General features: G+C 64.4%; 27 protein-coding genes. 13 read left to right on the forward strand and 14 right to left on the reverse strand.

What is annotated here, in order from left to right; all coding sequences use genetic code 11:
* The 3 genes from VGH54_RS15480 to VGH54_RS15490 all read right to left on the reverse strand — a co-directional run.
* The coding region (locus VGH54_RS15480) for a YhgE/Pip domain-containing protein (RefSeq protein ID WP_331512932.1) at window positions 1-1569 on the reverse strand (1569 nt) is incomplete at its 3' end.
* Between the two features lie 2 nt (window positions 1570-1571).
* On the reverse strand, window positions 1572-2246 hold the full coding sequence (locus tag VGH54_RS15485) for a hypothetical protein (protein ID WP_331512933.1): 675 nt from the start codon (window positions 2244-2246) through the stop codon (window positions 1572-1574).
* 9 nt (window positions 2247-2255) lie between these two features.
* Window positions 2256-2882: a TetR/AcrR family transcriptional regulator gene (locus VGH54_RS15490; RefSeq protein WP_331512934.1), complete on the reverse strand. Its 627-nt coding sequence runs from the start codon at window positions 2880-2882 to the stop codon at window positions 2256-2258.
* Window positions 2883-2930: 48 nt separating this feature from the next.
* Between VGH54_RS15490 and VGH54_RS15495 the strand changes: the two genes are divergently transcribed.
* Window positions 2931-4658 carry an N-acyl-D-amino-acid deacylase family protein gene (locus VGH54_RS15495; protein WP_331512935.1) on the forward strand — a complete coding sequence of 576 codons (1728 nt, stop codon included), beginning with the start codon at window positions 2931-2933 and terminating at the stop codon, window positions 4656-4658.
* 53 nt (window positions 4659-4711) lie between these two features.
* Here the strand turns inward: VGH54_RS15495 and VGH54_RS15500 are convergent, their stop codons facing one another.
* Window positions 4712-5605: a fructose bisphosphate aldolase gene (locus VGH54_RS15500; protein ID WP_331512936.1), complete on the reverse strand. Its 894-nt coding sequence runs from the start codon at window positions 5603-5605 to the stop codon at window positions 4712-4714.
* A 142-nt stretch (window positions 5606-5747) separates the two neighbouring features.
* Here VGH54_RS15500 and VGH54_RS15505 point away from each other — a divergent pair, with 142 nt between their 5' ends.
* Complete coding sequence (locus tag VGH54_RS15505) at window positions 5748-6866, forward strand: M28 family peptidase (protein WP_331512938.1); 1119 nt, start codon at window positions 5748-5750, stop codon at window positions 6864-6866.
* 13 nt (window positions 6867-6879) lie between these two features.
* On the opposite strand, the gene VGH54_RS15510 is transcribed toward VGH54_RS15505, so the two are convergent.
* Together VGH54_RS15510 and VGH54_RS15515 are read right to left on the reverse strand one after the other, a co-directional pair.
* The gene (locus tag VGH54_RS15510; RefSeq protein WP_331512939.1) at window positions 6880-7968 is read right to left on the reverse strand and encodes an SDR family oxidoreductase; all 1089 of its coding nucleotides are present in this window, start codon (window positions 7966-7968) and stop codon (window positions 6880-6882) included.
* A gap of 28 nt (window positions 7969-7996) precedes the next feature.
* Window positions 7997-8737 carry an SDR family oxidoreductase gene (locus tag VGH54_RS15515; RefSeq protein ID WP_331512940.1) on the reverse strand — a complete coding sequence of 247 codons (741 nt, stop codon included), beginning with the start codon at window positions 8735-8737 and terminating at the stop codon, window positions 7997-7999.
* A gap of 172 nt (window positions 8738-8909) precedes the next feature.
* Here VGH54_RS15515 and VGH54_RS15520 point away from each other — a divergent pair, with 172 nt between their 5' ends.
* Entirely contained in the window at window positions 8910-9809 is a 900-nt protein-coding gene (locus VGH54_RS15520; protein ID WP_331512941.1) for a LysR family transcriptional regulator, read from the forward strand.
* Here the strand turns inward: VGH54_RS15520 and VGH54_RS15525 are convergent.
* Both VGH54_RS15525 and VGH54_RS15530 read right to left on the reverse strand, forming a co-directional pair.
* Window positions 9788-10399: a TetR/AcrR family transcriptional regulator gene (locus VGH54_RS15525; protein WP_331512942.1), complete on the reverse strand. Its 612-nt coding sequence runs from the start codon at window positions 10397-10399 to the stop codon at window positions 9788-9790. The genes VGH54_RS15520 and VGH54_RS15525 overlap by 22 nt on opposite strands.
* Window positions 10383-11723, reverse strand: a complete 1341-nt coding sequence (locus VGH54_RS15530) for an aromatic ring-hydroxylating dioxygenase subunit alpha (RefSeq protein ID WP_331512943.1) — start codon at window positions 11721-11723, stop codon at window positions 10383-10385. The genes VGH54_RS15525 and VGH54_RS15530 overlap by 17 nt, the downstream gene beginning before the upstream one ends.
* A 77-nt stretch (window positions 11724-11800) precedes the next feature.
* Between VGH54_RS15530 and VGH54_RS15535 the strand changes: the two genes are divergently transcribed.
* On the forward strand, window positions 11801-13561 hold the full coding sequence (locus VGH54_RS15535) for an N-acyl-D-amino-acid deacylase family protein (protein WP_331512944.1): 1761 nt from the start codon (window positions 11801-11803) through the stop codon (window positions 13559-13561).
* 87 nt (window positions 13562-13648) lie between these two features.
* Here VGH54_RS15535 and VGH54_RS15540 read toward each other — a convergent pair whose 3' ends face one another.
* The gene (locus VGH54_RS15540) at window positions 13649-14227 is read right to left on the reverse strand and encodes a TetR/AcrR family transcriptional regulator (protein WP_331512945.1); all 579 of its coding nucleotides are present in this window, start codon (window positions 14225-14227) and stop codon (window positions 13649-13651) included.
* A gap of 91 nt (window positions 14228-14318) precedes the next feature.
* On the opposite strand from VGH54_RS15540, the gene VGH54_RS15545 reads away from it, so the two are divergent.
* The gene (locus tag VGH54_RS15545; protein WP_331512946.1) at window positions 14319-15170 is read left to right on the forward strand and encodes an oxidoreductase; all 852 of its coding nucleotides are present in this window, start codon (window positions 14319-14321) and stop codon (window positions 15168-15170) included.
* 35 nt (window positions 15171-15205) lie between these two features.
* Here the strand turns inward: VGH54_RS15545 and VGH54_RS15550 are convergent, their stop codons facing one another.
* Complete coding sequence (locus VGH54_RS15550; protein WP_331512947.1) at window positions 15206-15439, reverse strand: hypothetical protein; 234 nt, start codon at window positions 15437-15439, stop codon at window positions 15206-15208.
* Between the two features lie 257 nt (window positions 15440-15696).
* Between VGH54_RS15550 and VGH54_RS15555 the strand changes: the two genes are divergently transcribed.
* Window positions 15697-16155 (forward strand): DUF5994 family protein, encoded by a 459-nt coding sequence (locus VGH54_RS15555; RefSeq protein ID WP_331512948.1) that lies wholly within the window; start codon window positions 15697-15699, stop codon window positions 16153-16155.
* On the opposite strand, the gene VGH54_RS15560 is transcribed toward VGH54_RS15555, so the two are convergent.
* Window positions 16131-17594 (reverse strand): protein adenylyltransferase SelO, encoded by a 1464-nt coding sequence (locus VGH54_RS15560; protein ID WP_331512949.1) that lies wholly within the window; start codon window positions 17592-17594, stop codon window positions 16131-16133. The two genes, VGH54_RS15555 and VGH54_RS15560, sit on opposite strands and share 25 nt — an antisense overlap.
* Window positions 17595-17698: 104 nt before the next feature.
* On the opposite strand from VGH54_RS15560, the gene VGH54_RS15565 reads away from it, so the two are divergent.
* Window positions 17699-19330, forward strand: coding sequence for a glutamate--tRNA ligase (locus VGH54_RS15565; RefSeq protein ID WP_331512950.1), 1632 nt, complete (start codon window positions 17699-17701; stop codon window positions 19328-19330).
* Between the two features lie 20 nt (window positions 19331-19350).
* On the opposite strand, the gene VGH54_RS15570 is transcribed toward VGH54_RS15565, so the two are convergent.
* Entirely contained in the window at window positions 19351-19917 is a 567-nt protein-coding gene (locus VGH54_RS15570; protein ID WP_331512951.1) for a hemerythrin domain-containing protein, read from the reverse strand.
* 150 nt (window positions 19918-20067) lie between these two features.
* On the opposite strand from VGH54_RS15570, the gene VGH54_RS15575 reads away from it, so the two are divergent.
* The 6 genes from VGH54_RS15575 to VGH54_RS15600 all read left to right on the forward strand — a co-directional run bounded on the left by VGH54_RS15575 (window position 20068) and on the right by VGH54_RS15600 (window position 25162).
* Window positions 20068-21339, forward strand: coding sequence for a sulfotransferase (locus VGH54_RS15575; protein WP_331512952.1), 1272 nt, complete (start codon window positions 20068-20070; stop codon window positions 21337-21339).
* A 14-nt stretch (window positions 21340-21353) separates the two neighbouring features.
* Window positions 21354-22592, forward strand: a complete 1239-nt coding sequence (locus VGH54_RS15580; RefSeq protein ID WP_331512953.1) for an MBL fold metallo-hydrolase — start codon at window positions 21354-21356, stop codon at window positions 22590-22592.
* The gene (locus VGH54_RS15585; protein WP_331512954.1) at window positions 22589-23338 is read left to right on the forward strand and encodes an SDR family oxidoreductase; all 750 of its coding nucleotides are present in this window, start codon (window positions 22589-22591) and stop codon (window positions 23336-23338) included. The genes VGH54_RS15580 and VGH54_RS15585 overlap by 4 nt, the downstream gene beginning before the upstream one ends.
* A 16-nt stretch (window positions 23339-23354) precedes the next feature.
* Complete coding sequence (locus tag VGH54_RS15590; RefSeq protein ID WP_331512955.1) at window positions 23355-23834, forward strand: VOC family protein; 480 nt, start codon at window positions 23355-23357, stop codon at window positions 23832-23834.
* A gap of 13 nt (window positions 23835-23847) precedes the next feature.
* Window positions 23848-24795 (forward strand): LLM class flavin-dependent oxidoreductase, encoded by a 948-nt coding sequence (locus tag VGH54_RS15595; RefSeq protein WP_331512957.1) that lies wholly within the window; start codon window positions 23848-23850, stop codon window positions 24793-24795.
* A 115-nt stretch (window positions 24796-24910) separates the two neighbouring features.
* Window positions 24911-25162: a hypothetical protein gene (locus tag VGH54_RS15600; RefSeq protein ID WP_331512958.1), complete on the forward strand. Its 252-nt coding sequence runs from the start codon at window positions 24911-24913 to the stop codon at window positions 25160-25162.
* A 3-nt stretch (window positions 25163-25165) separates the two neighbouring features.
* Here the strand turns inward: VGH54_RS15600 and VGH54_RS15605 are convergent, their stop codons facing one another.
* Entirely contained in the window at window positions 25166-26251 is a 1086-nt protein-coding gene (locus tag VGH54_RS15605; RefSeq protein WP_331512959.1) for a DUF190 domain-containing protein, read from the reverse strand.
* A partial coding sequence (locus tag VGH54_RS15610; RefSeq protein WP_331512960.1) for a CrcB family protein occupies window positions 26248-26406 on the reverse strand: 159 nt, incomplete at its 5' end. The genes VGH54_RS15605 and VGH54_RS15610, both read right to left, overlap by 4 nt.

The following is a 26406-nucleotide window of genomic DNA, read 5'->3' on the forward strand; positions in this document are numbered from 1 at the left end:
GAACGCGAACGAAACAAGGATCATGAAGCCGAGCATCGAGGCCGGGTGGACGACATGCATGCCGAGGCCGAACCGCACCACGCAATAGAGGATGATCGCCTGGAACATCGCGATGACGGCGGCTGGAAGATAGCTGGACAACGCGACTCGAATGGGAAGTACCTCGGCGGCGATCGCGCGGCTTTGCAAGGGCCGCAATACCATCCAGAGGACTAGTGCACCGAAGAACAGCGCCAGCGTGAGGAAGAACGGAGCCATGCCGGTGCCGAAGTTCGGCGCGGCATTCTCGTGCGAGGTCTCGAGTTGAACCGGGCCGCCGATGGTATCCGCAACGGCATCCTTCTGCTGATTCGTCCAGTTGGGCACCTGCTTGGCTCCCTCGCTGAGTTTGGTCGCGAGCTCTGCCGAGCCGGATTTGAGCTGCTGTGCGCCGTCGTCGAGTTTGGCTATGCCGCTTGCTAACTGGGCGTTTCCGGAGGCGACTTGCTGAGCTCCGTCGCGCAGCTGGGTGAGCTTGTTGGTCAGGTCCTGTCCTTTGCTGCCCACCTGGTCGAGGGCCGATCCGAGCGGGCCGCCGGGTGCACGCAGCCCTGATGTCATGGCGATCGCGGCGTTTTGGGCGTCGGTGAGGCGCTGCCGGATTTGCGGGGTGAATGCGTGCTGTCGGAGCTGGTCCTGCACGCCGCGCAGTGCGTTTGCCAACGGATCCTGTCTCGCGGACAGCTGGTCGATCACCGACGACAGTGCACCGGCGGCGTTGTCCTGCGCCGTGGCGATACCGCCGATCTGATCATTGGCCTGCTGTAGCGCGGTCGCGCCCTGCTGCAATTGGTCGGTGCTGCCACCGATTTGGGACAGCGCTTTGGTCACCGCGAGCAGCGGCTCGGTGGCCGAGTTGATCCCATCGGAGAGCTGCTGAGCTCCGGTAGCAAGCGTCGCCGAGCCGGACCGGGCAGTGTCCAGACCGGACGCCAGCTGACTGGTGCCGTCGGCAAGTTGGTTGGCCCCGTCGGCAGCCTGTTTGATGCCGGCTCCGGACGAAACCACCACGGACAGCATCTGATTGACCGCCTGCCCGGATATCCGGGACGAGACGGCATTGAGCACCTGGTCGATCGCGGTACGGCCGATGCTCGTCGAGATGTAGTTGTTGGCGTCGTTGTACACGGCGATCAGGTTGGCCTTTTTCGGTTGCCCCGTCACCGGCGAAGCGATCGCCGCACTGAAATCCGGTGGCAGCTCGACCATGAAGTAGTACTTGCCGTGTTCGACTCCGCGGCGTGCGTCCTCGGGGCTGACGACGTGCCAGTCCAGGCTGCCGTCGGCAGTCAGGCTCTTGGCGATCTCGGCGCCGGCGTTGAACGGCTGTCCGGACACGACAGCGCCCCGGTCGGAGTTGACCAGTGCCACAGGCATTTTGTTCACGTGGCCGAACGGGTCCCAGAACGCCCAGAGGTACAGCGCCCCGTACACCAGCGGCAGCAGCATCAGCACGACGATTGCCACCCGGGTCATTCGGCTGCGGCCGAAACGTTTGATTTCCGAGCCGAATGCGAGTCCAGCCAGCATCGTCAGTCCCCTTCGGTCAGGATGCGGTGATCGTGTAGTTCGTGGTCCGGCGCGTCGGTGCCGAGCGGATTGGTCACCCCAACGACGACGGTGCACTGCGCGGCGAGCGCGCCCAACCGGTCCACCGCGATCGCGCGACGGGTGTTGTCGCGCACCTGCTCGAGATCGCCGACCACCAGAATTGGACGGTCCGAAAGCGTCGCCAGAGTGATCCGCAGCAAAAACAATTCCAGATCCGACAATTCGACGATGTAGGTGCCGGGGGCCGGTGGAGGAGTCTCACCGAACACTTCGGTCAACTTGGATCGGCCGGCGTCCCGGGGGATTTGCGCATACCACGGTGCGAGCCACCGCCGCTGCTCAGCGAGCACCGTCTGCACGCTCACCGATTCCTCCAGCTCGTCGATGTCGGGAAAGGCCGCGATCGCGCAGTGCCGGCGAATCGCCCGCGGCGTCGTATCGCCGAGGACATTCAAAGTGCCGTGGGTGGGCTTGAAGCGACCCGCCAGCGTCATCAGCAGCGTGGTCTGTCCCGGTCCGCCGGGCATCTGAACGGCGTGAAAGCCCGCCGTGAGTGCCAGGTCGATACCGGAGAACAGCGGCCCGTGCTCGCCTTCCACCCCCAGTCCGGTCGCGGTGATTACCGCCGGTGCGGTCGTCTCATCCTGTGTGTCCATGTATCGCTCCTAATCGCCCTGGACCGCAACAGAATTCAGGAGGCCGGTGATTAAATTCGCCAGCAGGTCCGGGTCGATGGTTCCCGGGCGGAGGACTTCCTCCATCGCGATCCCCAAGTTGATGGTGACGACGAGCTGGGCGAGATCGGCCAATCGCTTACCGGACGGCGCGGTAGCGGTCGACTCGACAATGTTGTGCGCCTGGTCAGCGGCGGCGGCACGACGACGCGCGATCAGGCGTTCGCGCAGCTCGGGATCTCGCACGGCGCGCAGCCAGTACTCGACGAACAGGACGTAGTAGTCGGCGTGACCGTGAACCGAGTCAAGCACCGACCGGCTCAATGCCTGTGCAGCCGCGGCGGTGTCGCCGCCACTTTCCAGGGCCGTGGCGATCTGCTCGCCACGAAGCTCGAACTCGCGGTCGAGCAAGGCCAGGAACAATTCATCTTTGGAGCCGAAGTTCGAGTAGACCGCGCCTTTGGTGAATCCCGCGGCCTGACCGATCGCGTCGATCGTGGCGCCGGCGAACCCCTCGGCAGCGAAAACTCTCGAGGCTGCATCCAAGATCCGGTCCCGTACCTCCCCCCGAGTAGGGCGGGTTCGCGGCGGCTTGACAGGCGACATGTACGACAGCATACTCTCTGGTATCGAGTCGATACCGAGCAGTATCGAAAGGTGGGTTAGATGACGAATTTTGATTTGGTGATCCGTGGCGGCACGGTGTTCGACGGAACCGGTGCGGTGCCGACCGCTGCCGATGTCGGAGTCCGCGACGGGAAAGTGGCCGCGATCGCTCAAGGTCTGCCCGAGGGCGCGCGCACGGTCGATGCTTCTGGCCAATGGGTGATGCCCGGCCTGATTGACGTGCACACGCACTACGACGCCGAAGTTCTGCTCAGCCCCGGACTCGGTGAGTCCGTCCGGCATGGGACCACCTCTGTGGTTCTCGGTAACTGCTCACTGTCGACCATCTACAGCGACGCCGACGATTGCGCCGACATGTTCGCCCGCGTCGAGGCGCTGCCGTGGCAGATCGTCCACGACGCGGTCAAGGAAAACAAAACCTGGAGTACGCCAGCTGAATACGTGAAGGCGGTGGATTCGTTGCCGCTCGGGGCGAACGTCGCGGCATTCATCGGACACTCCGACATCCGCTCCGCGGTGCTGGGACTGGGCCGGTCGGTTGATGCCGGCTATCGTCCGACTCGCGCTGAAATCGATCAGATGCAGCAGATGCTCTCCGATGCCCTCGACGCCGGCTTCCTAGGACTGTCCACCCTGCGCAGCTCCTTCTCCAAGCTCGAAGGAACTCGCTACCCGGCACGACAATTGCCCTCGACCTATGCCAAGTGGTCGGAGTTCCATGCTCTCAACAACGTGCTGCGCCGACGCGGACGCGTGCACCAGAGCACCCCGAACCTGGCCCGGCAGGCCGAGGTCTCTCGCTACCTCGCTGAAAGCTTCGGCCGCGGATTCCGGCGACCTTTGAAGACCACCTTGATCGCGGCGGCCGATGTCAAGGCCGATCGGCGGGCGGCACGACTGACCTTGCTGGCCGCCGATCTCACCAATCGGGCCGGCGGTGACTTTCGCTGGCAACACCTGCCGGTGCCGTTCGAAATGTACGCCGACGGTGTCGATCTCGTTGTTTTCGAGGAATTCGGTTCAGGCTCGGCCGCGCTGAACTTCCGCGACGAAGTGAGTCGCGGACAGCTGCTCGCCGACGAGTCATACCGCCGTCAATTCCGTAAAGACATGACGAAACAATTCGGTCCGCGGGTGTGGAGTCGCGATCTCTCCGACGCCGAAATCGTCTCCTGCCCTGATTTGGGCGTCGTTGGACAATCGTTCGCCGACGTAGCTGCCACGCGTGGAATCGAACCCGCCGACGCTCTTCTCGACTTGACCGTCGAGCACGGCCCAAAACTGCGCTGGCGCACCGTCGTCGCCAACGACCGCCCGGACGTGCTGGACCGGATGCAGCGGTCGCCCAACGTCCAGATCGGCTTCTCGGACTCCGGGGCGCATCTGCGCAACATGGCGTTCTATAACAGCGGACTCCGCATGATCGAACGCGCGCACCACCGTCGATCGCTGCCCGTGGAGACCGCCGTCCGCCGCCTGACCGGTGAACTCGCCGACTGGTACGGCCTCGACGCCGGCTACCTTCGCGATGGCAAACGCGCGGACATCGCCATCATCAACCCAGCCGGATTCGACGGGTCGAGCGCTGCCTACGCCGAAGCGCCCTACCCGGGCGCACCGGGCGTCAAGCGAATGGTGAACCGCAACGACGCTCTCGTCAGCGCCACCATCGTCGGCGGCCAGATCGTCTACACCGAAGGCGAATTCGCGCCTGGGTTCGGCACCGAGCTGCAAGCGGGACGCTTTCTGGAAGCCGCCAATCGCTGAGAAATCATTAACGGGCAGTTTATGGAAAGCCCGACACAGCGTCGCCCGTCCGGTCAGGTGACCGAGGCATCATAGATTTCGTCGATGTTCGCCTTGAGCTTCTCGTCGAATTCGGCATCGGTCTGGTCGACGGTCAGGCCTTCGGTCAGGGCCCGCGAAAAGCTCGCTATCAGGCGGTGATTGTGGGCCAGCTTGTCGGCGCTTTGCGCAAGGCTGTAGCCGCCGGACAAGGCCACCACCCGCAGTACCCGGGGATGGTCGATGAGCGGCGCATACAGATTGTTCTCGTCGGGCAACGTCAGCTTGAGGATGACCTGCCGATCCTGCGGTAGCTCATCGAGTTTCGCTTGTATTGCTTCCGCCAGCAGTCGATCCGCGGTGGCCTTGTTTGGGCATTTGATACTGACTTCGGGTTCGATGATCGGCATCAGGCCGTGCTGGGCGATTGCCTCGGCGCTGTCGAACTGCTGGTCGACGATCGCCTTGATGCCGCCGTCGTTCGGCTGCTGGATGAACGAGCGCATTTTGGTGCCGAAGATGCCTTTTTCGACGGCACGCTTGAGCAGGGAATCGAGTTTCGTCATCGGCTTCATCAGCTGGACGCCGTACTGCACATCGGCGAGGCCCTGGTCGACCTTCACGAACGGCACGATGTGCTTCTGCTTCCACAGAAACGCGACGGTGTCCTCGCCGTTGATGGTGCGATCCATCGTCTGCTCAAACAGAATGGTTGCCAGGATCTTGTCGCCAGTGAAGCTGGGACTCTCGATCAGCCGTGCGCGCGCCTCATGCATGAGGTCGAACATCTGCCCCTCGTTGCCGTATGCGGTCTCCGGTATTCCATAGAGCGCCAGCGCTTTGGGGGTGCTGCCGCCGCTTTGATCCAGTGCGGCAATGAAGCCACGGCGTGAACCCATCTCATTGAGCTGCTCTTCGTTCACTGTCATCCCTCGGCTTTCCCATCGTCGATCCCGTGCCTTCAGCATCGCGCAACGTCAACGTTGCGGCTACCACTTCCGATATGCCCGCAAACCCCCCGTGCTATCGGCCAAGCAGACGCTACGGTTGGCGAAGACGGGAGGGGAACCGATGGGGCAACGCGACCTTGATTCGACCGAAGGCCTCCTGCAAGAACTGCTGTGGACGTACGGACCGTGTGGTCAGGAGGACGCGGTCCGCACGGTGTGTGCCCGCGAGCTGCAACCCCTGGTCGACGACATGTGGACCGACGACGCCGGCAACCTGATCGGCTACATCGGTGCCGACGATGACGCGAACACCTCGGAGTCGCGCGACCATCGGCACCGGACGGACTCGATCGCCGGCGGGTCCGCGACGCGGGTGATGGCCCACCTGGACGAGCTATCCATGCTCGTCAAGCGGGTCGAGGCCGACGGCACGCTGCATATGACTCAGCTCGGCGTGATGTACCCGGGCAATTTCGGGCTGGGTCCGGTCGCGCTGCTCGGCGATCACCAGACACTGACCGCGGTGCTCACGTTGGGGTCCGAGCACACCACCCAGGAAAGCCCGCGGATCTGGGAGACCAAGCCTGACCAAGGCGACCGCGCGTTGGATTGGCAACATGTCTACGTCTTCACCGGGCGCACACCGGAAGATCTCGCTGCCGCCGGGGTGCACGCCGGCACCCGGGTGTGCATCGATCGCAGCAAGCGGGACCTCGTCGAGTTCGGCGGCTATATCGGCGCCTACTTTCTGGACAATCGCGCCGCAGTGACCGCGTTACTGCAGGCCGCACGCCTGCTGCACGAGCGAGGGCAACGGCCCGCCGAAGACGTGTACCTCGTTTTCTCCACCAACGAGGAGATCGGCGGGGTGGGCGGCTCGTACGCCAGCGCCACGCTGCCCGGGACTCTCACGATCGCCCTGGACGTTGGGCCGACCGAGCGGGAGTACGCGACCACCGTCACCGGCGGTCCGATTGTCGGCTATAGCGACGCGTTGTGCGTGTACGACAAAGATGTGGCCGACCGGTTGATGGCGATCGCCACCGCTCGCGGGCTGTCGCCGCAGCCGGCGACGTTGGGTGCATTCATGTCTGACGCCTCGCACTCGAAGGCCAGTGGGCTGACACCGCGCGCGGGCCTGCTTTGCCTGCCGACACTGAGCACCCATGGCTTCGAGGTGATTCCGCGGGTGGCGATCGATGACATGGCCGGGATCGTGGCGGATTTCCTGCTGCAGTGAGCTGCGGTAGCAATCAACGAGCTACGGGTGGCAGGAATTTGTGGTCGATGAGCGACTGCAGTCCATTGCGGAACCCGTCCTGGGTGTCGATGGTCTCCGTGAACCCGGCTTGGCGCAGTTTGACGGTGCTGACAAAGGCCCGGGGTCCTTCCGGTGCGCCGTACGCGAATGCAAAGTCCGCGTGCTGGTCCCCGTGACCGACGAGCTGACGCAAACTCAGAGGGCGAAGGCCGTGCTTGGTGACGATGCGATCCCACAGGTCGGAGTGGGCGGCCAGGTAGGCGGTCAAACTCATCGGGCTATCTGGTCCAATCTCGACGCCGAGGGTCGTCGCGATTGCGGGCCAGACATTCCGCCACTCAAAGACGTCACCGTTGGTGATGTTGAACGCCTCGTTGGCCGCGCGAGGTGAATCTGCGGCCCAGACCATCACATCGGCGACCAGGTCGGCGTCGGCTGCTTCCCAGACGAACGACGGGCCACCGGGGAAGCCAAACGGCTCGCTCTTCTCGCGCTGGATCGCGGCGTAGACACCGATAGCGGGAAGCATGTTCAATGCACCGGGCGTGCGGCCGGTAACAAGTTGCGGGCGCAGTGCGGTGTAAGTGAAGCCGTGCCTGGCGCCCATTTCTCGGACGTAGTCCTCTTGATCCAAGAAGAAGTTGTCATGGGGGTCACGCGGATCGCTTTCCCGCGCCGGGATCGGAATTGGGTGTAGATGTACCCCATAGACTTTCGTTCCCTGCAGGATGCTGATGTGCTGAAAGTTGTTGGCACCAATCAAGATCGGTTCCACCACGTTCCGTAACATAGCGTTGTTGGTCTCGATCTGATCTTTGCTCGACCAGCCCGCAACCAGTTCGGGCTTCTCATGCAGCGCCGTGTAGGCGACGTGCGTGACGTCGGTCAGGGGCTCGAATGCGACGCGGGCCGCCTCCCGGTCCTGCAGATCGACCGACAGAAACTCGATTTCCCGGCCGCTGAATAGCTCGGGCTTGCGGCGCGAGACCCCGACGACTTCCCAGCCCGCGGACAGAAACTTCTCGATTGCGGCAACCCCCAACAAGCCGCTCGCACCGGTAACCAGCACCTTGTTTGACATGACGACCTCCGTTGCCTGGATGAGAGCGCTAGCCACCGATCGCCAGCTGGCCACCGGTCACCTGCAGGATGGCGCCATTCACGTAGCTCGCTGCCGGTGAGGCCAGAAACGTGATGGCGTTGGCGATCTCGTCGGGCGAAGCGGCCCGCCCGAGTGCGGTGTAGGCGGCAAAGGCATCGGCAAGGCCCGGTGTCGCGTCGGTGCCGGGAGTTTCGGCGGGCCCGGGCGACACGGCGTTCACCCGCACTCCGGACCGACCGAATTCGTCCGCCCAGACGCGGGTCAACAGTTCCACTCCGGCCTTGCTGGCACCGTAGATGCCGCCGGTGCGAGAAGGGATAGTCGCGGCGACGGTGCTGAGATTGACGACCACGCCGCTGCCCCGCTCGGCCATACCCGGCACCAGCTGCTGGACCAAGATGTAGGGGGCGCGCAGGTTGATGTTGATGTGCTCGTCGAAGAACCCATCGTCGGTGTCAGCGGTCGCGCCGAACTGGTAGACACCGGCGTTGTTGATCAAAATGTCGACCCGCCCCGCCTCGGCGGCCAGCCGGCGCACGTCGTCCGCGTCGCCGAGGTCCGCGCCGATGAAACGTGCCGAACCCCCTGCGTTTTGGATCTCCTGTACCACCTTGGCGCCGCGTTCGGCGCTGCGCCCGTGCACGATGACCTCGGCGCCGAGTTGAGCAAGTTGTAGTGCTACCGCGCGACCAATGCCGGCGGTGGCTCCGGTTACCAGTGCGGTCGAGCCTTCAAGTGTCGTTGTCATCGGATCTGCTCCTTCGCGGGAAACTGCGGATGTCGCGAGCAATAGCGCGGTGCCACGTCTATTTAATCCGCCCTGCGAGCGACGTCATCTGTGTGGCTAATCGGGGGCATTAGCAGCGGTTATAAGCTAGGCCGATAGCTGGTCGGCGTTGTCGGATGGGGCAGCCAAAGTTATGGACTTTCGGGAACTCAGCGCGTTCGTGGCGGTGGTGGAAGAAGGCGGCATGTCCGCCGCGTCGCGCCGCCTGCATGTCAGCCAGTCGGCGCTATCCCAGACGGTGAGCGCTCTGGAACGCGAACTCGGCGTCTCCCTGTTAGAGCGCACTAGCACCGGCGTACGCCCGACCGAGGCAGGAACGGCGTTGCTCGTCGAGGCGCGTGCGGTGCTGGCTCGCTATCACCAGGCCGTGCGGACGATGAGCACCTTTAGCGCCGGATCCAGCGCGATCATCAGGCTTGGCATTCCGATGGAACTGGATCCTGACGTGTTGCCCACAGCGCTAGCCAAATTCGCTCTGGAATCCCCCAACACGCGCGTCGTTCCGCAGCACCTCTCGACGGCCGCGCAAATCAAGGCATTGCGCAGCGATCAACTCGACGTGGGTCTGGTCCGTGAACGCCCCTCCGGCTCCGAGTTCGACGCGATGCTGGTCGCGCAAGAACCACTTGGCGTACTCATCTCATCGAAAGTTGTTGCACGACTGGCCGACTCCGACGGCCTCCAGCTAGACCAACTGGCCGAACTGAATTGGCTCGGCTTCCCCCGCGCCAGCAGTCCCGCCTGGTATGACGAGCTGACCGGCATACTCCGTAGCCATGGCATCGATGTCGGGCCGCCGGCCGCCGATGATCAAGTCCTCATCGCCGCAGTGAAGTTCGTGGCCGTCGGCAGCGGACAGACTTTCGCTCTTGCCCCCGAACACGGGCTGCAGCCCCTGCCCGACAACGTCACTTGGTCGCCGTTGGTCGGTAACCCAGTGGTGCGCCGCACTTGGGCGGTGTGGCCGGCGGAGTCGCGGCGACGGGACGTCGGTCGGCTGATCGCGTCGTTTCAGCCCCCCGACGGCAGGTGACTCAGTAGCGCGTTGAGCCCGAATTCGAAGACGGCGTCGTAGTCAGTGGGGGATTGGAGCGCCTGCACCAGCGCCTGATCGGGCCATTCGTCGTCCCACAGCGAGGGGTCCTCTTCCTCATGTTTGGCACCCCGAACCGCGGAGAACTGCATCACCGCGGACGAGATGACGTGAACCTGCACCGCTCGCAGGACCAGTGCGGCGTCGGTCCCGGTGACGCCCACCTCCGCGAGCAAGGCGGCCAGTGTCTGCTGAATCGGCAGAAACAGGGTGGGCGTTCGGTCGCGTTCGTGGGCGATGGCCAGCAGGTGTTGCCGGTCGATCAGGACCCTGCGTTGCGAGCGGGCAAGGGACGCAATGCGTTCCACTGGGGAATCACCGTTGATGGGCAGATGTGCCATCTCGCTGAGCAGTCGGTCGACCAGGCTGTCGAAGAGTTTGTCGCGACCGCCGACATGCCAGTAGATCGACGTGGCGGCCACGCCGAGTTCTTCGGCGAGGCCGCGCATGGTGAATGCCTCGACTCCCTGCCGTTCGATCAGGCCGGCGGCAGTGTCCAGGATCGTCTGCGCGCTAACCGGTTCCGTCATCTGTCTCACCTCCGGTCATCCGCTCCGACTCCGGCAGGTCGAGATAGCGTTCGAGATTGCGGTGCAGATTGATTACACGTCGCTCCTCGTTGGACAGCGTCAGGTGCGTGAATCCCGGTTGGTGCAGACCACGCTGAAGCCCGGCCAGTACCGAAATATCCTGTGTGAGAACCAGGCCCGGCTCAGCTTCGTCGGCGGTCATCCGAACGTCGGCGGGTCTGCACCGCGCAGCGCCGGGCGGCATACGCGTCCACAACATCATCACCAGTTCGCCGTGGTCGGGATCGGGCCCTGGGTGGGAGGTCATCACGGTGAGGTGATCGGCATTGGCCAGCAATGTCATATTGGGAAAAATGTTGTACTGGTTTAGCCGCATCACCTGATCGGTACTGGCCCAGCTCGCATCTACACCGCGCCCGGCGGCGAAAGCTCTTGTCCGCTCGGCGATTACCTCCGCAACCGACAGTCCGGGCTGACATTGGTCCGCCGGGAACGGAGTGCCCTCGGCGACACCCATCAGCGCGCCCTGCGTACGGACATAGGCGTCCCAGATATCGGCATCGCTCAGCGGTTCCTTGAGGTGCGGACTCGGCACACCGTAGATCTGCTCGGACTTGCCGGTGTGTCCCCAAATGACCTGCGGTGCATAGACGTCGTCCATGCACTTATGCAGCTCGGGATGCAGCGTCTGGATGTGGTACGTCTCGCTGAAACCGTCGGCGATCGTCTTCCAATTCGCGTCGACCTCGACGGTCATGGTTGCGTAGCAACGGAAGTCGCCGAGCCCGAGCCAGGCGATGTCGTCCGGCACCGCTTCGAGGTAGTCGGCAAGCGGCGGTGCGGCGGAATCGAGATTGACGAACACTAGCCTCTCCCAGGTGTCGACGCCGACCGCGAACAACGGAAGCTCGGCCATCTGCAGCGCACCGAACCCCTTGCGGTTCGGGACTCGCTTGAGCGAGCCGGCCAGGTCCCACGTCCAGCCGTGATAGCCGCAGCGCAACTCGCGCAAGTCCGAACCCGCTCCCGCGCAAAGCGAGTTGCCGCGATGGCGGCAGACGTTCTGGAAGGCACGCAGCGTGCCGTCGTCACCGCGAACAATGAGGACCGAGTAGGGCCCGCAACGGTATTCGAAGTAATCCCCAGGTTCGGCGACATGGTCGACGGTGCAGGCGAGCTGCCATACCTTGGGCCACATCCGCTCGACTTCGAGCTGCGCGAACGCCGCGGAGTAGTAGCGCTCCGCGGGCACCAGAGTCGGCCGCCGCGGCGGCGTACCGATCGCATCTTCGCGCCGTAGATCACGCGTGGCGTGGGTCGTCATGGAAGCACTCCCGAAGCCTCTGTAACGGTGTTACATTGGCCACTGTAGCGGGTGGCAGCGCAGACCAGGGAGTAATCGTGTTCGACCTCAAAATCACCGGCGGCACCGTCGTCGACGGAACCGGCGCGGACCGATTCGATGCCGACGTCGCGGTCAAAGACGGCAAGATCGTCGAGATTCGGCGCCGTGGAGCGGGCAGTCCGCCGCTGGAAGGCGATGCCGCCGAGACCATCGACGCAACCGGAAAGGTCGTGGCGCCCGGCTTTGTCGACATTCACACGCACTACGACGGCCAGGTGAGCTGGGATGCGCTGCTGGAGCCGTCCAGCGGTCACGGCGTGACGACCGTCGTGACCGGTAACTGCGGGGTCGGGTTCGCGCCGGTGCGGCCCGGGCAAGAGGATTGGCTGATCGGCCTGATGGAAGGCGTCGAGGACATCCCCGGCACCGCGCTCACCGAGGGCATCGCGTGGGGTTGGGAGAGCTACCCGGAATACCTCGACGTCATCGGCCGGCAAGAATTCGCTGTCGACGTCGGCAGCCAGGTGGCCCATGGCGCGATTCGCGCATATGCGATGGGTGAGCGTGGCGCCCGCAACGAGCCAGCCTCACCCGACGACATCGCGGCGATGGCGCGCCTCGTGCGGGAGGCCGTCGAAGCCGGTGCCCTGGGCTTCTCGACGTCGCGCACGCTGGGCCACCGTGCTATCGACGGTGAACCGGTACCGGGAACCTATGCCGCCGAAGGCGAGCTGTTCGGACTCGGTCGGGCCATGGCGGCCGGCGGCCACGCGGTGTTCGAGTTGGCTCCGCAGGGCGTGGCGGGAGAGGACATCATTGCTCCCAAGAAAGAGCTGGAGTGGATGCAGCGGTTGGGCGCCGAGATCGACCGGCCGATTTCGTTCGGCATGATCCAGGTCGATGCGGCCCCGGACCTGTGGCGCGAACAGCTGGACATTTCAGCGGCCGCGCATGCCGCGGGCAGCCGGTTGTACCCCCAGATCGCCGCGCGTCCGTTCGGCATGTTGTTCGGCTTCGACGGGCATCACGCTTTCACTCACCGCCCGACCTTCCGGCGGCTGAAAGCCGAATGCAGCCGCGAGGAGCTCGCGCAGCGGCTGGCCGATCCCGCCGTCAAGGCCGCTATTCTTTCCGAGGAGGATCTGCCGCCGGATCCAACTCTGTTGTTCGACAACATGTTTGCGCTCGCACAATATGCGCTCGGGCGCACCTACGCGATGGGCGATCCGCCCGACTATGAGCCGACCGACGAGCGCACCGTGGAAAAGATCGCCGCCGAACGCGGCGAAGACCCGCTGTCCACGCTTTACGACCTGATGCTCGAGCACGACGCGACATCGATGCTGATGCTGCCGTTCTACAACTACGCCTACGGCAACCACGACGCGATCCGCGAGATGCTGACCCATCCGGCCGGCGTGGTGGGGCTGTCTGACGGTGGCGCGCACTGCGGCATGATCTGCGACGCATCGTTCCCGACGTTCCTGTTGACTCACTGGGCGCGCGACCGGCACCGCGGTGAGACGCTGCCGCTGGAGTACGTCATTCGCAAGCAGTCCTACGACACGGCGCAGCTTTTCGGGCTGTCCGACCGCGGTGTCGTCGAGATCGGAAAACGCGCCGACGTCAACGTGATCGATATGGATGCGATCACTCTGCATCGGCCCGTGATGGCGTACGACCTGCCGGCCGGCGGCAAGAGGCTGATTCAGGGCGCATCCGGCTACGACGCCACGATCGTCAATGGCGTGGTGACTCGCCGCGACGGCGTCGACACCGGCGCGCGTCCCGGACGGTTGGTCCGCGGGGCGCGCTAAGCGACGCTGGCAAAAATCACATCAGTCACTCGGCCACCCGAGGGTTTGTGGGGCAGATGTGACAGCAGCTATTTGTCGGTTCGAGGACTAGCGGTTGAGCGCTTGATCGATCAGCGACTCAGCTGCCGCGCGCGCGTGCGTCCACGGTGACGAATCGTCTAACGACGTGGCCAGTGCGGCCGCACCTTCATAGAGAACCCCGAGCTCGTTGCCCAGTTGTTGTGGATCGGCGGCACCTGCTTGTTTAGCCAGCTCAGCCAATCCGTTGATGAAGCTGCGCTTGCTAGCACGAACGATTTCCTGGACCCCCGGCATGGCCCCTGCGGCTTCGACGGCAGCGTTGTGGAACGGGCAGCCCCGCAGCGGTCCGCCGCGCGCCGTCGGCGCTTGGAAAACGCCCAGCAAGCGCTCCCGTGGGGTTCGGTCCGCGCCCTCCACGGGAGTATTGGCGACGCGGTCCTCGATGCTGCGCAAGTATTCCTCGACCACGGCTGTCTTGCTTGGAAAGTGTTGGTAGAGAGTGCGTTTAGAGACCGATGATTCCGCCGCGAGCCGCTCGACGCCGGTGGCGTTGATGCCGTCCCGGTAAAACAATTCGGCGGCGGTGTCCAGGATGCGCTGACGTGCGCCACGGCCGCCCTTGCTTGCCGCAGCCTGCTTGATCATATTGAGAGTATACCGACCGGTTTACATCAACCGTCAAGTGGTGTAGCGTCGCGACGGCATAGGTACACCAATCGGTTTACTAGGAGTAGACATGACACAGCGATCGCCCGTAGTGCTGATTACCGGCACCTCGTCAGGAATCGGTCAGGCCATCGCCAGCGCCTTTGCGGCGAAGGGCTTCGAGGTCTTCGGCACCAGCCGCAACCCGCAACGCACCGAGCCGATCGCGGGCGTGGAGTTGCTGGCGCTCGACGTCACCGACCCCGAGTCGGTCGCCGCGGCCGTTGCGACCGTCATCCAGCGGGCGGGTCGGATCGACATCCTGGTCAACAATGCCGGAGTCGGCGTGTTCGGCGCCGCGGAGGAGAGCTCGATCGCTCAGGCTCAGGAACTCTTCGACACCAACTTCTTCGGATTGATCCGGCTGACTCGTGAGGTGTTACCGCATCTGCGGGCCCAGGGCAGTGGTCGGATCATCAATGTCGGCTCGGTATTGGGTTTCCTTCCGGCGCCGTACGGAGCGCTGTACGCGGCCTCCAAGCATGCGGTCGAAGGCTATTCAGAATCCCTGGATCACGAGACCCGCGAGTTCGGTGTACGGGTATCGGTGGTCGAACCCGGCTACACCAGCACCTCGTTCGAAGCCAACGCGACCGACGCCGATTCGCCGATCGAGAGCTACGCGCTTCTGCGCGAATACGTCAAAGCCGGCTTGCGCAAGGCGGTGGACACCGGAGATGACCCCGCGGTGGTGGCGCAGGTCGTACTTAAAGCGGCGACCAGTCGCACGCCGAAGTTGCGCTACCCGGCCGGGCCGCTGGCGCGCCAATTGACGGTTCTCAAAAAGTTCGCGCCGGCAGCGTTGCTGGACAAGGGGATTCGCAAGGCGAACAAACTGACCGCCGCGCCGAAGCCGAGTCAGGTGCCGCAGAAAGTGCGCTGATAACGGACGGAGAAGCTACTGGTTGCCAACCAATTTCACTTTTCTTTGTCGTACCGGCGGACTAGATCGTCCTCGCCGAACACGTTTGCGTAGTCCATGCCCTTGTCGTCACGACCGAAGAACGTCCACTTGCGGGGAGCCGAGTGAGGGACGCTGACCATCTTGACGGTATAGCGCAAGCTGGTTTCGCGCAGCGTTCCGATGATGTCACCGACGCGGATCTTCGACGGATGAATCTCGGGTGCGTCGCACCAGTTCTGTATGGTCACTACGTCCCCCTGGGTATTTGCATCACTCTACGCGCAAACGGACTTGGCGACACACCTGAGTTACCAAACCGGCGTTGGTGGCGTAACGTTGAAGGTGAGCCGTTTTGTTGCCGGCGGTGGTCTGCCGGGACGCGTGCGGATGGCACTCGCGGGCAATGGGATTCCTCCGCTTTCCTGCGCCAGCGGGCTTGCGACGCCAGCCGTGAAGGAAATCCCTTGACCAGCAACACCTTTACCGCAGACCGATTTGTCGCGAGATGAGCGACTGGCGCTCTGCGAATCCCATTCGGCTGGCGGTTGCCAGCCATTTGGGCGGGGACATCGACGGAGCATGGTGGCCGCGCGTTGACCGTATGACGGTCGAATTACCCGGCCTCATTGCTGCCTTGACCCCCTTGCTGGGAGACATCACCTCGATCAACGTCAACTGGCCACACCTCCAGCGCCCACCTGACTTCAATTGGCCGGGATGGGAACACAAACCCCAGCACGTGATGACGATCAATGGCGAGAAGGCGCGGGTCAACCTCCTGATCATCCCGTACACGACGTACAGCGGCCTTGCCCTGATGGTGCTGCGTCGCGCTGCCAGCCTGCCTGTCCTTCCCGCCGACCGCGACAAACCCGCATTCGTGACCGCCGGCACGATCTTGCAGGCCGCTATGACCCAGCGCGCGACCAATCTTGCAGGTCAGGTGCCGCAGAACGTCCGGTAGTCGCCGAAGTCTTCCGGTGCTGGGGCGGCATAACGCTCCAAGCCAGGTCGCTCGTCGTAGGGGGCGGTGACGGCAGTGAGCAGCTGCTGGAGGGGATCCAGCTCGCCGGCCGTTGCCGCGGTCAACGCCTCCTCGACGAGGTGGTTGCGCGGGATGTAGATGGGGTTGCTTCGGTCCATCACCGTCGCGTCCGGACTGAGCGCTCGCCAGCGCGAGATCCATCCGTCGATGCCGGCCGAGTTGACGAACAGTCCGCGCGTGGGCTCGGCGTCCCCGCACGCCGCGCGGCTCAGCCCGCGGAAGAACGAGGTGTAGTCGACGCGGCTCTCATTCAGCAGCGCGAGCAGGTCTTCGACCAGCGACATGACCGTCTCGGCGTTGTTGTCCGCGGAGAGGCCGAGCTTGTCCCGCATCCCGTTCGTCCAGGTGGCGTCGTACTCGCCGCGGAAAACATCGAACGCTTTCTCCGCGAGCACAATGCCCTCGTCCACTGTGTCCGCCAGAAGCGGCAGAAGGGCCTCGCCGAACCGGGCGAGGTTCCACCCGGCGATGGCGGGCTGGTTGTCGTAGGCGTATCGGCCCCAATGGTCGATCGAACTGAACACCGTGTCGGGGTTGTAGGCCTCCATGAAGGCGCACGGCCCGTAGTCGATCGTCTCGCCGGAGATCGTCATGTTGTCGGTGTTCATCACGCCGTGGACGAAGCCGATCAGCATCCACTGGGCGACCAGCGATGCCTGGACCGCCGCCACCGCTTCGAACAGCGCGAGGTAGGGGTTGTCGACCATCGCTACGCCCGGATAGTGGCGGGCGATCGCATGATCGGCCAGGCGCCGCAGCAGGTCGAGGTTGCCGGTCGCGGCGGCGTATTGGAAGCTGCCCACCCGCAGGTGGCTGGTAGCGATGCGAGTGAGCACGGCGCCGGGCAGCGGCGTCTCGCGCTGCACCGGGCGTCCCGTCGACACGACGGCCAGGGATCGCGTCGTGGGAACGCCCAGCGCGTGCATCGCCTCGCTGACGATGTATTCGCGCAGCATCGGACCGACCGCTGCCAGGCCGTCGCCGCCTCGGGCGAATGGCGTGGCTCCCGACCCTTTCAGATGGATGTCGCGCAGACGCCCGTCACCGTCGGCGAGTTCGCCCAGCAGCAGCGCGCGCCCGTCGCCCAACTGCGGCACGTACCCGCCGAATTGGTGTCCCGCGTAGGCCTGCGCGACCGGCGCGGCGCCGCTGGGAATCAGATTGCCGACCAGAAAACGCAGCCCGTCCGGACTTGCGAGCCATGCAGTGTCCAGACCCAGCTGGCCGGCCAGCGGCGCGTTGAATGCCAGTAGCCGCAGATCGGGAAATGTCTGCGCCTGCCAGCTGACAGCCATCTCCGGCAGGTCGCTGGCGAAGCGGTCCTGCAGGGCAACGGCGGTATCCGGTGCGACGCTCACCCCACCCAGCCTACGGAGGGTACGGGCGGTGAGCTGTGTCTCGCCGCGACCAGCGTGACTAACATCGACCAGGCAAACCGTCCCGATAGGAGCCCTCACCGGAAATGCTGGAGCCGCACGAGGTTGACAACCTCTTTCCCGCCGATCTGCCCGACCCGGGCGTGTGGGAGCAGCGCTATCCACCGCGTGAGCTGCCTGACGACGCCGAGGTGACCCGGTTGGCCCCGTCGCCGACCGGCTTCATTCACCTCGGCGGCATTTACACGGCGATGATCGACCGTGCCGTTGCGCACCAGACCGGTGGCCGCTACTTCGTGCGAATCGAGGACACCGACCAATCGCGGGAAGTGGCGGGCGCACATGAACAGTTCGATCGTGCCTTCGCCTACTTTCGGGTCATTCCCGACGAGGGGGTTGGCGGCGGTGAGTACGGGCCGTACCGCCAGTCGGAGCGGGCGACGATCTATCTGAGTTTCGCGCGCGAGATGTTGCGCGCAGGCAAGGCATATCTATGCTTTGCCACCTCAGAAGAGCTCACCGAAATGCGCACGCGCCAGCAACAACTCAAGCGTCCGACCGGCTACTACGGAGAATGGGCGATCTGGCGTGACGCCGATGTCGCGGCCGTCCGTGAGCAGTTGGAGAAGGGGACGCCCTACGTGGTGCGTTTCCGGTCGCCCGGGCGCACCGGCGGGCGGTCCTCCTTCACCGACGCGATCCGCGGCGAACTGTCGATGGAGGACAACTACAACGACGTGGTCATCCTCAAATCGTCAGCGGCCGTGCAACTGCCGACCTACCACTTCGCGCATGCTGTCGACGACCACCTGATGCGGTGCAACCTGGTGATCCGCGGCGAGGAGTGGTTGTCTTCGACGGCCCTGCATCTGCAACTGTTCGAGGCACTGGGATTCCAGCCGCCCACCTACGCGCACATCGCGCTGCTGATGAAGCAGATCCCGGGCGGCAAACGAAAGCTGTCCAAACGCAAAGACCCCGAAGCCGACGTCGACTTCTACATCAGTTCGGGTTATCCCGCCGACGCGGTGCTCTACTACCTACGCGGTCTGGCGAACGGACGCCTGGCCGAAATCCCGCTACCCGAAGCGCTCGCCGCGCCGATCTCGCTGGCCGAGTGCGGCGGCGCCGGCCCGCTGGTCGATCTGGTGAAGCTGGAAGACATCAGCGCCGACCACATTGCGACGCTGAGTGGGCCGGAGATCTACGCGGCCGTGACGGTGTGGGCGGCAGAGTTCGATCCCGAGCTGCATCGCGTGATCGAGGCCCACCGGGACCAGACATTGGCCGCATTGGCGGTCGAGCGCGACGGCGTCGCCAACCCGCGCAAAGACCTGCGCAAATGGTCAGACTTTCGCTCCGCCTACGGCTTTTTCTTCGCCGAGCTGTTCACGCCGGTGGCTGCCGACGACGCGCAATTGGGACTGCCGACCGACCTGATCCGGTCGTTCGCGGCGGACTTCATCGCGACCTATCAAGATCTCGACGACCCGGTGCAGTGGTTCCAGCAGATTAGGGACCTGGCCGACAAGTTCGGCTTTGCCGCTAACGCGAAGGACTACAAGAAGAATCCCGATGCCTATCCGGGCTCGATCCGGGAGGCCTCGCAGCTGATCAGAGTCGGTCTGACTGGCTCGACCAAGAGCCCTGACCTGTTCCAGATCGCGCGCACCCTGGGCCGCGACGAAGTGATCCGGCGGATCAGTTCGCTGACGTAAACCCGTGGTTCTGCGCTTGGTTAGCCGCGGCCGTGCTCGATCAGGTCGCGAACGCGGTCCACCATCGACGCAAACGGTCCGACGGCAAAATTCAACATCGCTGATTCCACCCCGGCGTGCGGACGGGTTGGCGCGATGGCTTCAGCCGCCCGTACGGCGGCTGTCAGCCGCTTGAGCTCGTCGGCGTCGAGTTCCTTTTGCAACTTGGGGAATTCGTAGGTCTCCTCGTGATGGGCGTGGTCCAACACCGCATCCCGCAGCTTGGTGAGCTCATCGATGAACTGCTGCGAGGTGATATCGAGCTTCTCGATCTCCGACAACAGCTCCTTTGCCTCGTGTTCCTCTTCGAGCCGAGCATCGACAATCGAGTCGATGGCATCCACCTCGCGGCGCACCCGGGGGTGTACCACCATTTCCTCGGCTGTCTCGTGCACAGCCAGCAATTGGCGTAAGTGCACGAATGGTTTCTCTCGGGCCTTCGGGTCCGTCGCGTGCAGCACCTGGTCGAACATGTCCTCGATGAGGTTGTGCTGAGCTTTCAGGAACGCGATCACTTCGTCGGGCGATTGGATGATCATCTCGGACATGCCCTTATACCTCCAGTGTTCGAAAGTCGACGAATGCGGGCAGTCGGCTGGGCGGCCCGTATTGACTTGGCGTACCCCGCGAGGATGCGACTAAACGCCCCTGGCACTGGGGGCTAGTCTGCATTCGGCATGAAGTCGAGGAGGCGGCCTGTGGTTTCTACGGATCGCGCCGTCGCCGACATCGACTTCGACGACCTGACGTCGCCCCGGCTGACCGATGTCCAGCGTCAGATTCTTGAGTTCACTGAAGCCAGACCCGTCGAGCTCGACATCGACCGGATGCTCGCCGAAGCGGTCGACCAGGCGGGGGTGGGCGACGATCTGGACGACACCGACGGCTTCGGCGACCGGCTGGCCGCGCAGGTCGCCGCCATCGAAACCGACCAGGGCCTGACCCAGCTCACCCGCTCGTCGTTGCGGCAGCGAATCGTTCGCCTGCTGCGCAACCGACTGTCGCTTACCGAGCTCATCAAGCGGTATCCCGAAATCGAGTCGGTGCCGATCGAGAAGCCGTTCATCGTTGTCGGGATGCCGCGGTCGGGGACCACGCATCTGGTAAACCTCATCGCCGCCGATCCGCGCCGGCGGGCGCTGCCGTACTGGGAAAGCCAGGACCCGATCCCCGCGGTCGGCGACGGCCCCGACATCTCCGGGGTCGATCCCCGCTATGCGCGGGCCAAGGCCGAGCACGACGCGCTGATGGCCAGCGCCCCCGTAGTAGCCGCCATGCACGACCGGTTCCCCGAAGCCATCGAGGAAGAAGTCGAGCTGCTCGACTTGGACCTGGCCGCTTACGTTCTGGAATGGCATGCACGCGTGCCGGATTGGCGCGACTACTACCTGAGTCTCGATCAGAATCGGCACTACGCGTACATGAAGAAGGTCTTGCAGGCGCTGACGTTCCTGCGTGGCCCGCGAACCTGGATCCTCAAGAGCCCGCAGCACTGCGAGCAGCTCGGACCGCTGATCGCGACCTTCCCCGACGCCACAGTCGCATTCACCCACCGCGATCCGATGGCGGTGATCCAGTCGGCGATCACGATGATGGCCTACTCGGATCGACTGCGCCGCACAAGCATCGAGCCGGGCTGGCTGCTGGACTACTGGAGCGACCGCGTACAGCGACTACTCGGTGCCTGCGTGCGTGACCGCGAGCTGATACCGGCCGAGCGCAGCATCGACATCAGCTTCCACCACCTCAACGGCAACGAAATGTCGTTGCTCGACCAGCTTTACCGTTGCGGCGGGGTGGAATTGACGCCGAAGGTGCGTGGATGTTTTCAGCGGTATCTGGACGGCAATCCACGCGGCAAGCATGGCAGCATCCGCTACGACCTGCAACGCGACTTCGGGATATCGCCCGACGAGTTGCGGCAGCGGTTCGAATTTTACTTCGACCGGTTCGACGTTCGGCCCGAATGAAGGAGTCCACAGCCATGTTCGAGCCCATCTATCGCAGCCGGCCCGGCGCGGACGCCCTGGCTCCGGCGTCCGCCGACCAGGCCGAGGAGATTGCCCCCGGGCTGTGGTGCTCGCCGGGCCTGTCGAATTCCTACTTGCTGAGCACCGACGAAGGCCGAGTCATCGTCAACACCGGCATGGGCTTCGAAGGGCCGGTGCACCGGGCCAACTTCGACGCCGTCGACTCCTCGCCGGTGCGATATATCATCTTCACGCAGGGCCACGTCGATCACGTCGGTGGCCTGGACAGCGTGCGGGATCCCGACACAACGGTTGTCGCACAGGCGAACTGGACACTGTGGCGTGACGACAACGAGCGACTGATCCCGTATCGGGCCAACCGCAGCGCGTTCGCGTTCAAAAACACCCTGGCAACCGGCATCCAGGCCATCCAACGTCGACTCGGCACCAAGCGTTTGCCGGGACAGAGCGTCCCGACCGTCGACCTCGACTTCGACGACACCCTCACGCTGAACGTCGGCGGTCGCCGGATAGACCTGATCGCGGTTCCGGGCGGGGAAACCAGCGACTCGCTGGTGCTCTGGCTATCCGATGAGCGTATTTGTCTGTGCGGGAACACCTTCGGGCCCATCTTCGGGCATATTCCCAACCTCGTCACGATGCGCGGCGATCGGTACCGCGACGCGCTCACCGCGATCGCATCGGTCGAGCGGGTCCGTGAGCTGGAGCCTGAACTACTGGTGACCGGTCACTTCGCGCCGATCGCCGGTGCCGAACGCATCGGCGCCGAGCTGACCCGGCTACGCGACGCCATCCAGTACATTCACGACCAGACGGTGGCAGGCATGAACGCCGGCAAGGATGTTGGGACTCTGATGCGCGAAATCACCGTGCCACCGGAATACGAGGTAGGCCAAGGCTACGGAAAGGTCGCGTGGGATGTGCGGGCCATCTGGGAGAACTACTCCGGCTGGTTTCACCACCGCTCCACCACCGAGCTCTACCCGGTTGCTTTCGACGACGTGGCCGCCGATGTGGTGGAGCTGGCCGGCGCCGATGCGCTCGTGCAGCGGGCACGCGAACACCTTGCCGCGGGCCGTCCGCTGCACGCCATTCATCTGGCCGAGCTGGTGTCCGCCGATCATCCGGGAGCGCGCGACGTGCTGACGCAGGCCCACGAAAATCTGTTGAGCGACTGTTCAAACTTCTGGGAACGAGCCTGGCTCACTGAACAAATAGCGAGAAACGCATGACGGCGCGGGTAAGCTTCGACTTCACCGAGACCACGGTGTTGATCACCGGTGGAACCAGCGGGATCGGGCGTGCGACAGCGTCGTTGTTTCGCGACGCCGGGGCGCAGGTCGCCATCACCGGTACCAAACCGTCCGCGGCGGACTACGACGCCGACCTGTCCGGCATGGCATACCACCAGCTTCAGATCACCGATCGCGACTCGGTGGACGCGTTGGTGGGCACCTTCAGCCAGCTCGATGTCCTGGTCAACAACGCGGGAGCGAATTTCCCGGGCGGCCTTGATGAGTCGAAGCCGGACGGGTTCGAAGCCTCGGTGGCGCTCAACCTGACCGGGCCATACCGTCTGACGGTCGGCCTGTACGGCGCGCTCAAAGCATCGACCGCGGCCGGCGGTGCCAGCGTGGTCAATTTGGCGTCGATGTCGGCGTTGCGCTCCGTCGCGCTGGTGCCCGGCTACGGGGCCGCCAAATCCGGCATCGTCAACATCACCCGGAATCTCGCGGTCAAGTGGGCGGGCAAGGGAATTCGCGTGAACGCCGTGGCGCCGGGTGCGATCGACACCCCGATGACCGCGCCGATGCATGGCGCGACCGAACTGGTGGAAGCCGAGCTGGCCCACATCCCGCTGCGACGGTTCGGATCGGTCGCCGAGATCGCCCCTACCGTCGCATTTCTGTGCACCGAGCAATGCAGCTACACCAGCGGAGCAGTATTCGTCGTCGACGGCGCATCCGATTGCGTCTGAAACTATAAGGAAATCAATGACATTCGTGCTCAAGCCGGAGGACTATTATCACACCGGCATTGTCGTGCCCGACCTCGATGCCGCGATGGAACGGCTGAGCGCCGTCGCCGGTTACCAATGGATCACCCCGCTGACGTACACGCTGCCGTTTCGCACCGTGAACGGAAGCCGCGAACTCACCTCAACATTCGTCTACTCGCTGCAGAGCCCGCACCTGGAACTGATCCAGCAGGTGCCGGAAAGTCCCTGGACGGCAGCAGCCGGCAACTCGGTGCATCACCTGGGCTACTTTGTCGACGACCTCGCCGAAACCGCGCGGGCACTGGAGGCCAACGGTTTTGCCTTCGAGGCGACCGCCGACACGTCGCCACCGGATTTGGCGCTGTTCGCGTACTACATCGACGCGTTCGGCACCCGTATCGAGATCGTCGACCGCAAGCTGTTTCCGGACTTTCCCGCGTTCCTGAAGTCGGCCGCGCCGGCGGCCGACGCGTAGCCGGAGGCGTGACATGGTGCTGCCGGTGCTGCGCTTCAACTTCGCCTCGCCGCAGGGTGAGCCGCGGACCCAAGGCGAACTGATCCGGGCTGCACTCGAATTGGCGCAGTGGGGCGAGTCGCGGGGCATCTTGACGGTCAGCATCGACGAGCACCACGCCACCGGACAGGGATGGAGTTGCAACCCGATACTGGCCGCCGGGGTGTTTCTGGCACAGACGAAGACGCTGATCGCCAGCGTGGACTGCGCGCTGGGACCGCTGTGGAACCCGGTCCGGCTCGCCGAAGACATCGCCTTGGTCGACAACATGAGTCGAGGTCGACTGCACACCACGGTGGGCCTGGGTTACCGCGTGAGCGAATATGCGGCGCTCGGAGTCGATTTCAGCCGACGTGGCCAACTGATGGACAGTCTTGTCGAGCGGATGCTGTCGGTGTGGGCGGACATAGGGTCGTGGACCCGGCCACATCCACCGCTGTACGTCGGCGGCGGTGCCCGGGTTACCGCGCGGCGGGCGGCGCGGTTTCGGTTGCCGCTCAGCCTTGCCGACCACCTGCCCGACGTCGCGGCCCACTATCGCGAGCTGTGCGCCGAGGTCGGTTTGACGCCGCTGGTCATCATGCCCGGTCCGGTCAACCGCGGAATGATCTATCTGCATGAGGATCCCGACCGGGCGTGGGCCGAGCTCGGTGAGCACATCCTCTGGGAGGCAGTCACTTACGGCGGCTGGTCGGCTGACCAACGATCGTTGATGCACTTACCCGGGGTGCAGACGCTCGAGGAGGTACGGGAGTCGGGACGGTACCGCTTCCTGACTCCCGATCAACTTGTCGCTGAAGTCCGCGATGCGCCCGACTACGGGCCGTTGGTGCTGCATCCGCTGGTCGGCGGTATGCCGGTTGACGAAGCGTGGAAGTCGGTTCACTTGCTGGCCGACAAGGTGCTGCCGGCGCTGCGCTGACCGCGTGTGTTTGACGGGCCTGCGGTGGGTACCCCATCCGCGAAGTGATCCGAACTTCGAGCAGTTATGGGGACCCACAATGAAAATTCTGTCGAATAAAGTTCTTGGGTTCGCTGTGAGCGCAGGTGCGCTCATAGCTGCCGCCGGTCTCGGCGTACAGACCGATGACTTCGCGACTCACCTTCAGGCGGCAGCGGATGCGCCGGTGCATTTCAGCCCGCCACCGCCGCCACCGCCACCGCCTCCGCCGCCAGCAATGACTTATGACCCGACCCAGGACTACTGGACCGGGCAAGGCAGTGCCGGTGGAGCGCCCGGTGGTGCCGGCGGGGGCGGTGGGGGTGGCGGCGGTGGCGGCGGCGGCTAGTCCTCAGTAGTCGTGGCGGGCCAATAGACCGTCGCCGTGGCGGTCCGGGCCGGCGACGGTCACCACGGCCGGAACCATCTCGCTGGTGACCAATCCGTGGTCTGCGGTCAACTCGTGGACGATGTCGAAGCTGCGCGCGATCCACTCCGGGGTGTCGATGATGATCGTGACCACGGGCATACGTCGGGTGAGCTGAAAGAGCTTGTCGCCGTGCGGTTCATGATCGCCGTGGAATCCCCAGATACCACGCAGCACGGTCGCTCCGTGGGCCAGCCCGGATTCCAGCAGCTGGTGCACGAGCGCACGGTGGATCGGTACACCGCCGTGACTGGTCGCTTCGCTGGTGTGCACCATCAGCTTCTGCCAGAGCGGCCGTCCCTGCTTGTCGGTGTCCGGCAGCCGATGCGGCCGTCCGAACAACTCGCCGCCCCGTTTGCATAACCGCACGCGTTCGACGGTCAGCAACGCCCTCGGTGCGACGGCGCTGAGCTCGGCGACCACCATGGAAACCTGCGCCGCGGTCCCGACCGAGATGACCATCAGCGGAACGTTGACGTTGCGGCTGAAGAAAGCAGCCCGATAACGCTCGCCGTGCGCGGTGCCGTCGACACCCAAAAAGACTGCGCCACCGGAGAATCCCGTCCGATGCAATAGATCGCACACCGCGCGGTACGCGGGCAGCCCGCCGATGCGCTCCTGGCGGCCCACATAGACCGTGAGCTTGACCGCGTCGTCGGCGCCGACGTCGATCAGGTCATTGCCGCCGACCAGACGGGCCCGTTCCAGTGTGATCAGACCGTGGCCGGTCATCGCGACCACCTCGTCGACCAGGCCGCTGACCTTCGACTCGACGTCGACCGCAGCGATCGCCACCGGCGGGTCTTCGGAGAGGCTCAACGACTCGTCGGTGCGCAGAACATGGCGCGGCCCGAAACTCGCTATGCCACGCAGCATCACGCTGGCTGCAATTTCCCGGGTGTCGAACAGCTCCAGCATCGCGTCGGCCAGAAATGCGCGCCGCCGCACACCGGCGACGGCGCGTTGGCGTTCGCCGAAGTAGGTGGTCAGCTTCAGGGAGGGCTGGTTCACAGGCGCCCCGCGATCCATTGCCCGAATAGCGCTGCGCCGATACCCAACACGATGCTGACGACGATATTGGCGACCGCGTTGCGCAGCTGGCGCTCTTCGCTGAGCCGCTGTGTTTCCAGCATCCAGGTGGAGAACGTGGTGTACGAACCGACGAA

The sequence above is a fragment of the Mycobacterium sp. genome (assembly GCF_036488105.1).
Classification (GTDB): domain Bacteria; phylum Actinomycetota; class Actinomycetes; order Mycobacteriales; family Mycobacteriaceae; genus Mycobacterium.

Bases quoted from the DNA above. Each gene is read 5' to 3' on its own strand.
- VGH54_RS15485 (WP_331512933.1), bottom strand. From the start codon at position 2,246: ATGGACACACAGGATGAGACGACCGCACCGGCGGTAATCACCGCGACC.
- VGH54_RS15490 (WP_331512934.1), bottom strand. From the start codon at position 2,882: ATGCTGTCGTACATGTCGCCTGTCAAGCCGCCGCGAACCCGCCCTACT.
- VGH54_RS15495 (WP_331512935.1), top strand. From the start codon at position 2,931: ATGACGAATTTTGATTTGGTGATCCGTGGCGGCACGGTGTTCGACGGA.
- VGH54_RS15500 (WP_331512936.1), bottom strand. From the start codon at position 5,605: ATGACAGTGAACGAAGAGCAGCTCAATGAGATGGGTTCACGCCGTGGC.
- VGH54_RS15505 (WP_331512938.1), top strand. From the start codon at position 5,748: ATGGGGCAACGCGACCTTGATTCGACCGAAGGCCTCCTGCAAGAACTG.
- VGH54_RS15510 (WP_331512939.1), bottom strand. From the start codon at position 7,968: ATGTCAAACAAGGTGCTGGTTACCGGTGCGAGCGGCTTGTTGGGGGTT.
- VGH54_RS15515 (WP_331512940.1), bottom strand. From the start codon at position 8,737: ATGACAACGACACTTGAAGGCTCGACCGCACTGGTAACCGGAGCCACC.
- VGH54_RS15520 (WP_331512941.1), top strand. From the start codon at position 8,910: ATGGACTTTCGGGAACTCAGCGCGTTCGTGGCGGTGGTGGAAGAAGGC.
- VGH54_RS15525 (WP_331512942.1), bottom strand. From the start codon at position 10,399: ATGACGGAACCGGTTAGCGCGCAGACGATCCTGGACACTGCCGCCGGC.
- VGH54_RS15530 (WP_331512943.1), bottom strand. From the start codon at position 11,723: ATGACGACCCACGCCACGCGTGATCTACGGCGCGAAGATGCGATCGGT.
- VGH54_RS15540 (WP_331512945.1), bottom strand. From the start codon at position 14,227: ATGATCAAGCAGGCTGCGGCAAGCAAGGGCGGCCGTGGCGCACGTCAG.
- VGH54_RS15545 (WP_331512946.1), top strand. From the start codon at position 14,319: ATGACACAGCGATCGCCCGTAGTGCTGATTACCGGCACCTCGTCAGGA.
- VGH54_RS15555 (WP_331512948.1), top strand. From the start codon at position 15,697: ATGAGCGACTGGCGCTCTGCGAATCCCATTCGGCTGGCGGTTGCCAGC.
- VGH54_RS15565 (WP_331512950.1), top strand. From the start codon at position 17,699: ATGCTGGAGCCGCACGAGGTTGACAACCTCTTTCCCGCCGATCTGCCC.
- VGH54_RS15570 (WP_331512951.1), bottom strand. From the start codon at position 19,917: ATGTCCGAGATGATCATCCAATCGCCCGACGAAGTGATCGCGTTCCTG.
- VGH54_RS15580 (WP_331512953.1), top strand. From the start codon at position 21,354: ATGTTCGAGCCCATCTATCGCAGCCGGCCCGGCGCGGACGCCCTGGCT.
- VGH54_RS15585 (WP_331512954.1), top strand. From the start codon at position 22,589: ATGACGGCGCGGGTAAGCTTCGACTTCACCGAGACCACGGTGTTGATC.
- VGH54_RS15590 (WP_331512955.1), top strand. From the start codon at position 23,355: ATGACATTCGTGCTCAAGCCGGAGGACTATTATCACACCGGCATTGTC.
- VGH54_RS15595 (WP_331512957.1), top strand. From the start codon at position 23,848: ATGGTGCTGCCGGTGCTGCGCTTCAACTTCGCCTCGCCGCAGGGTGAG.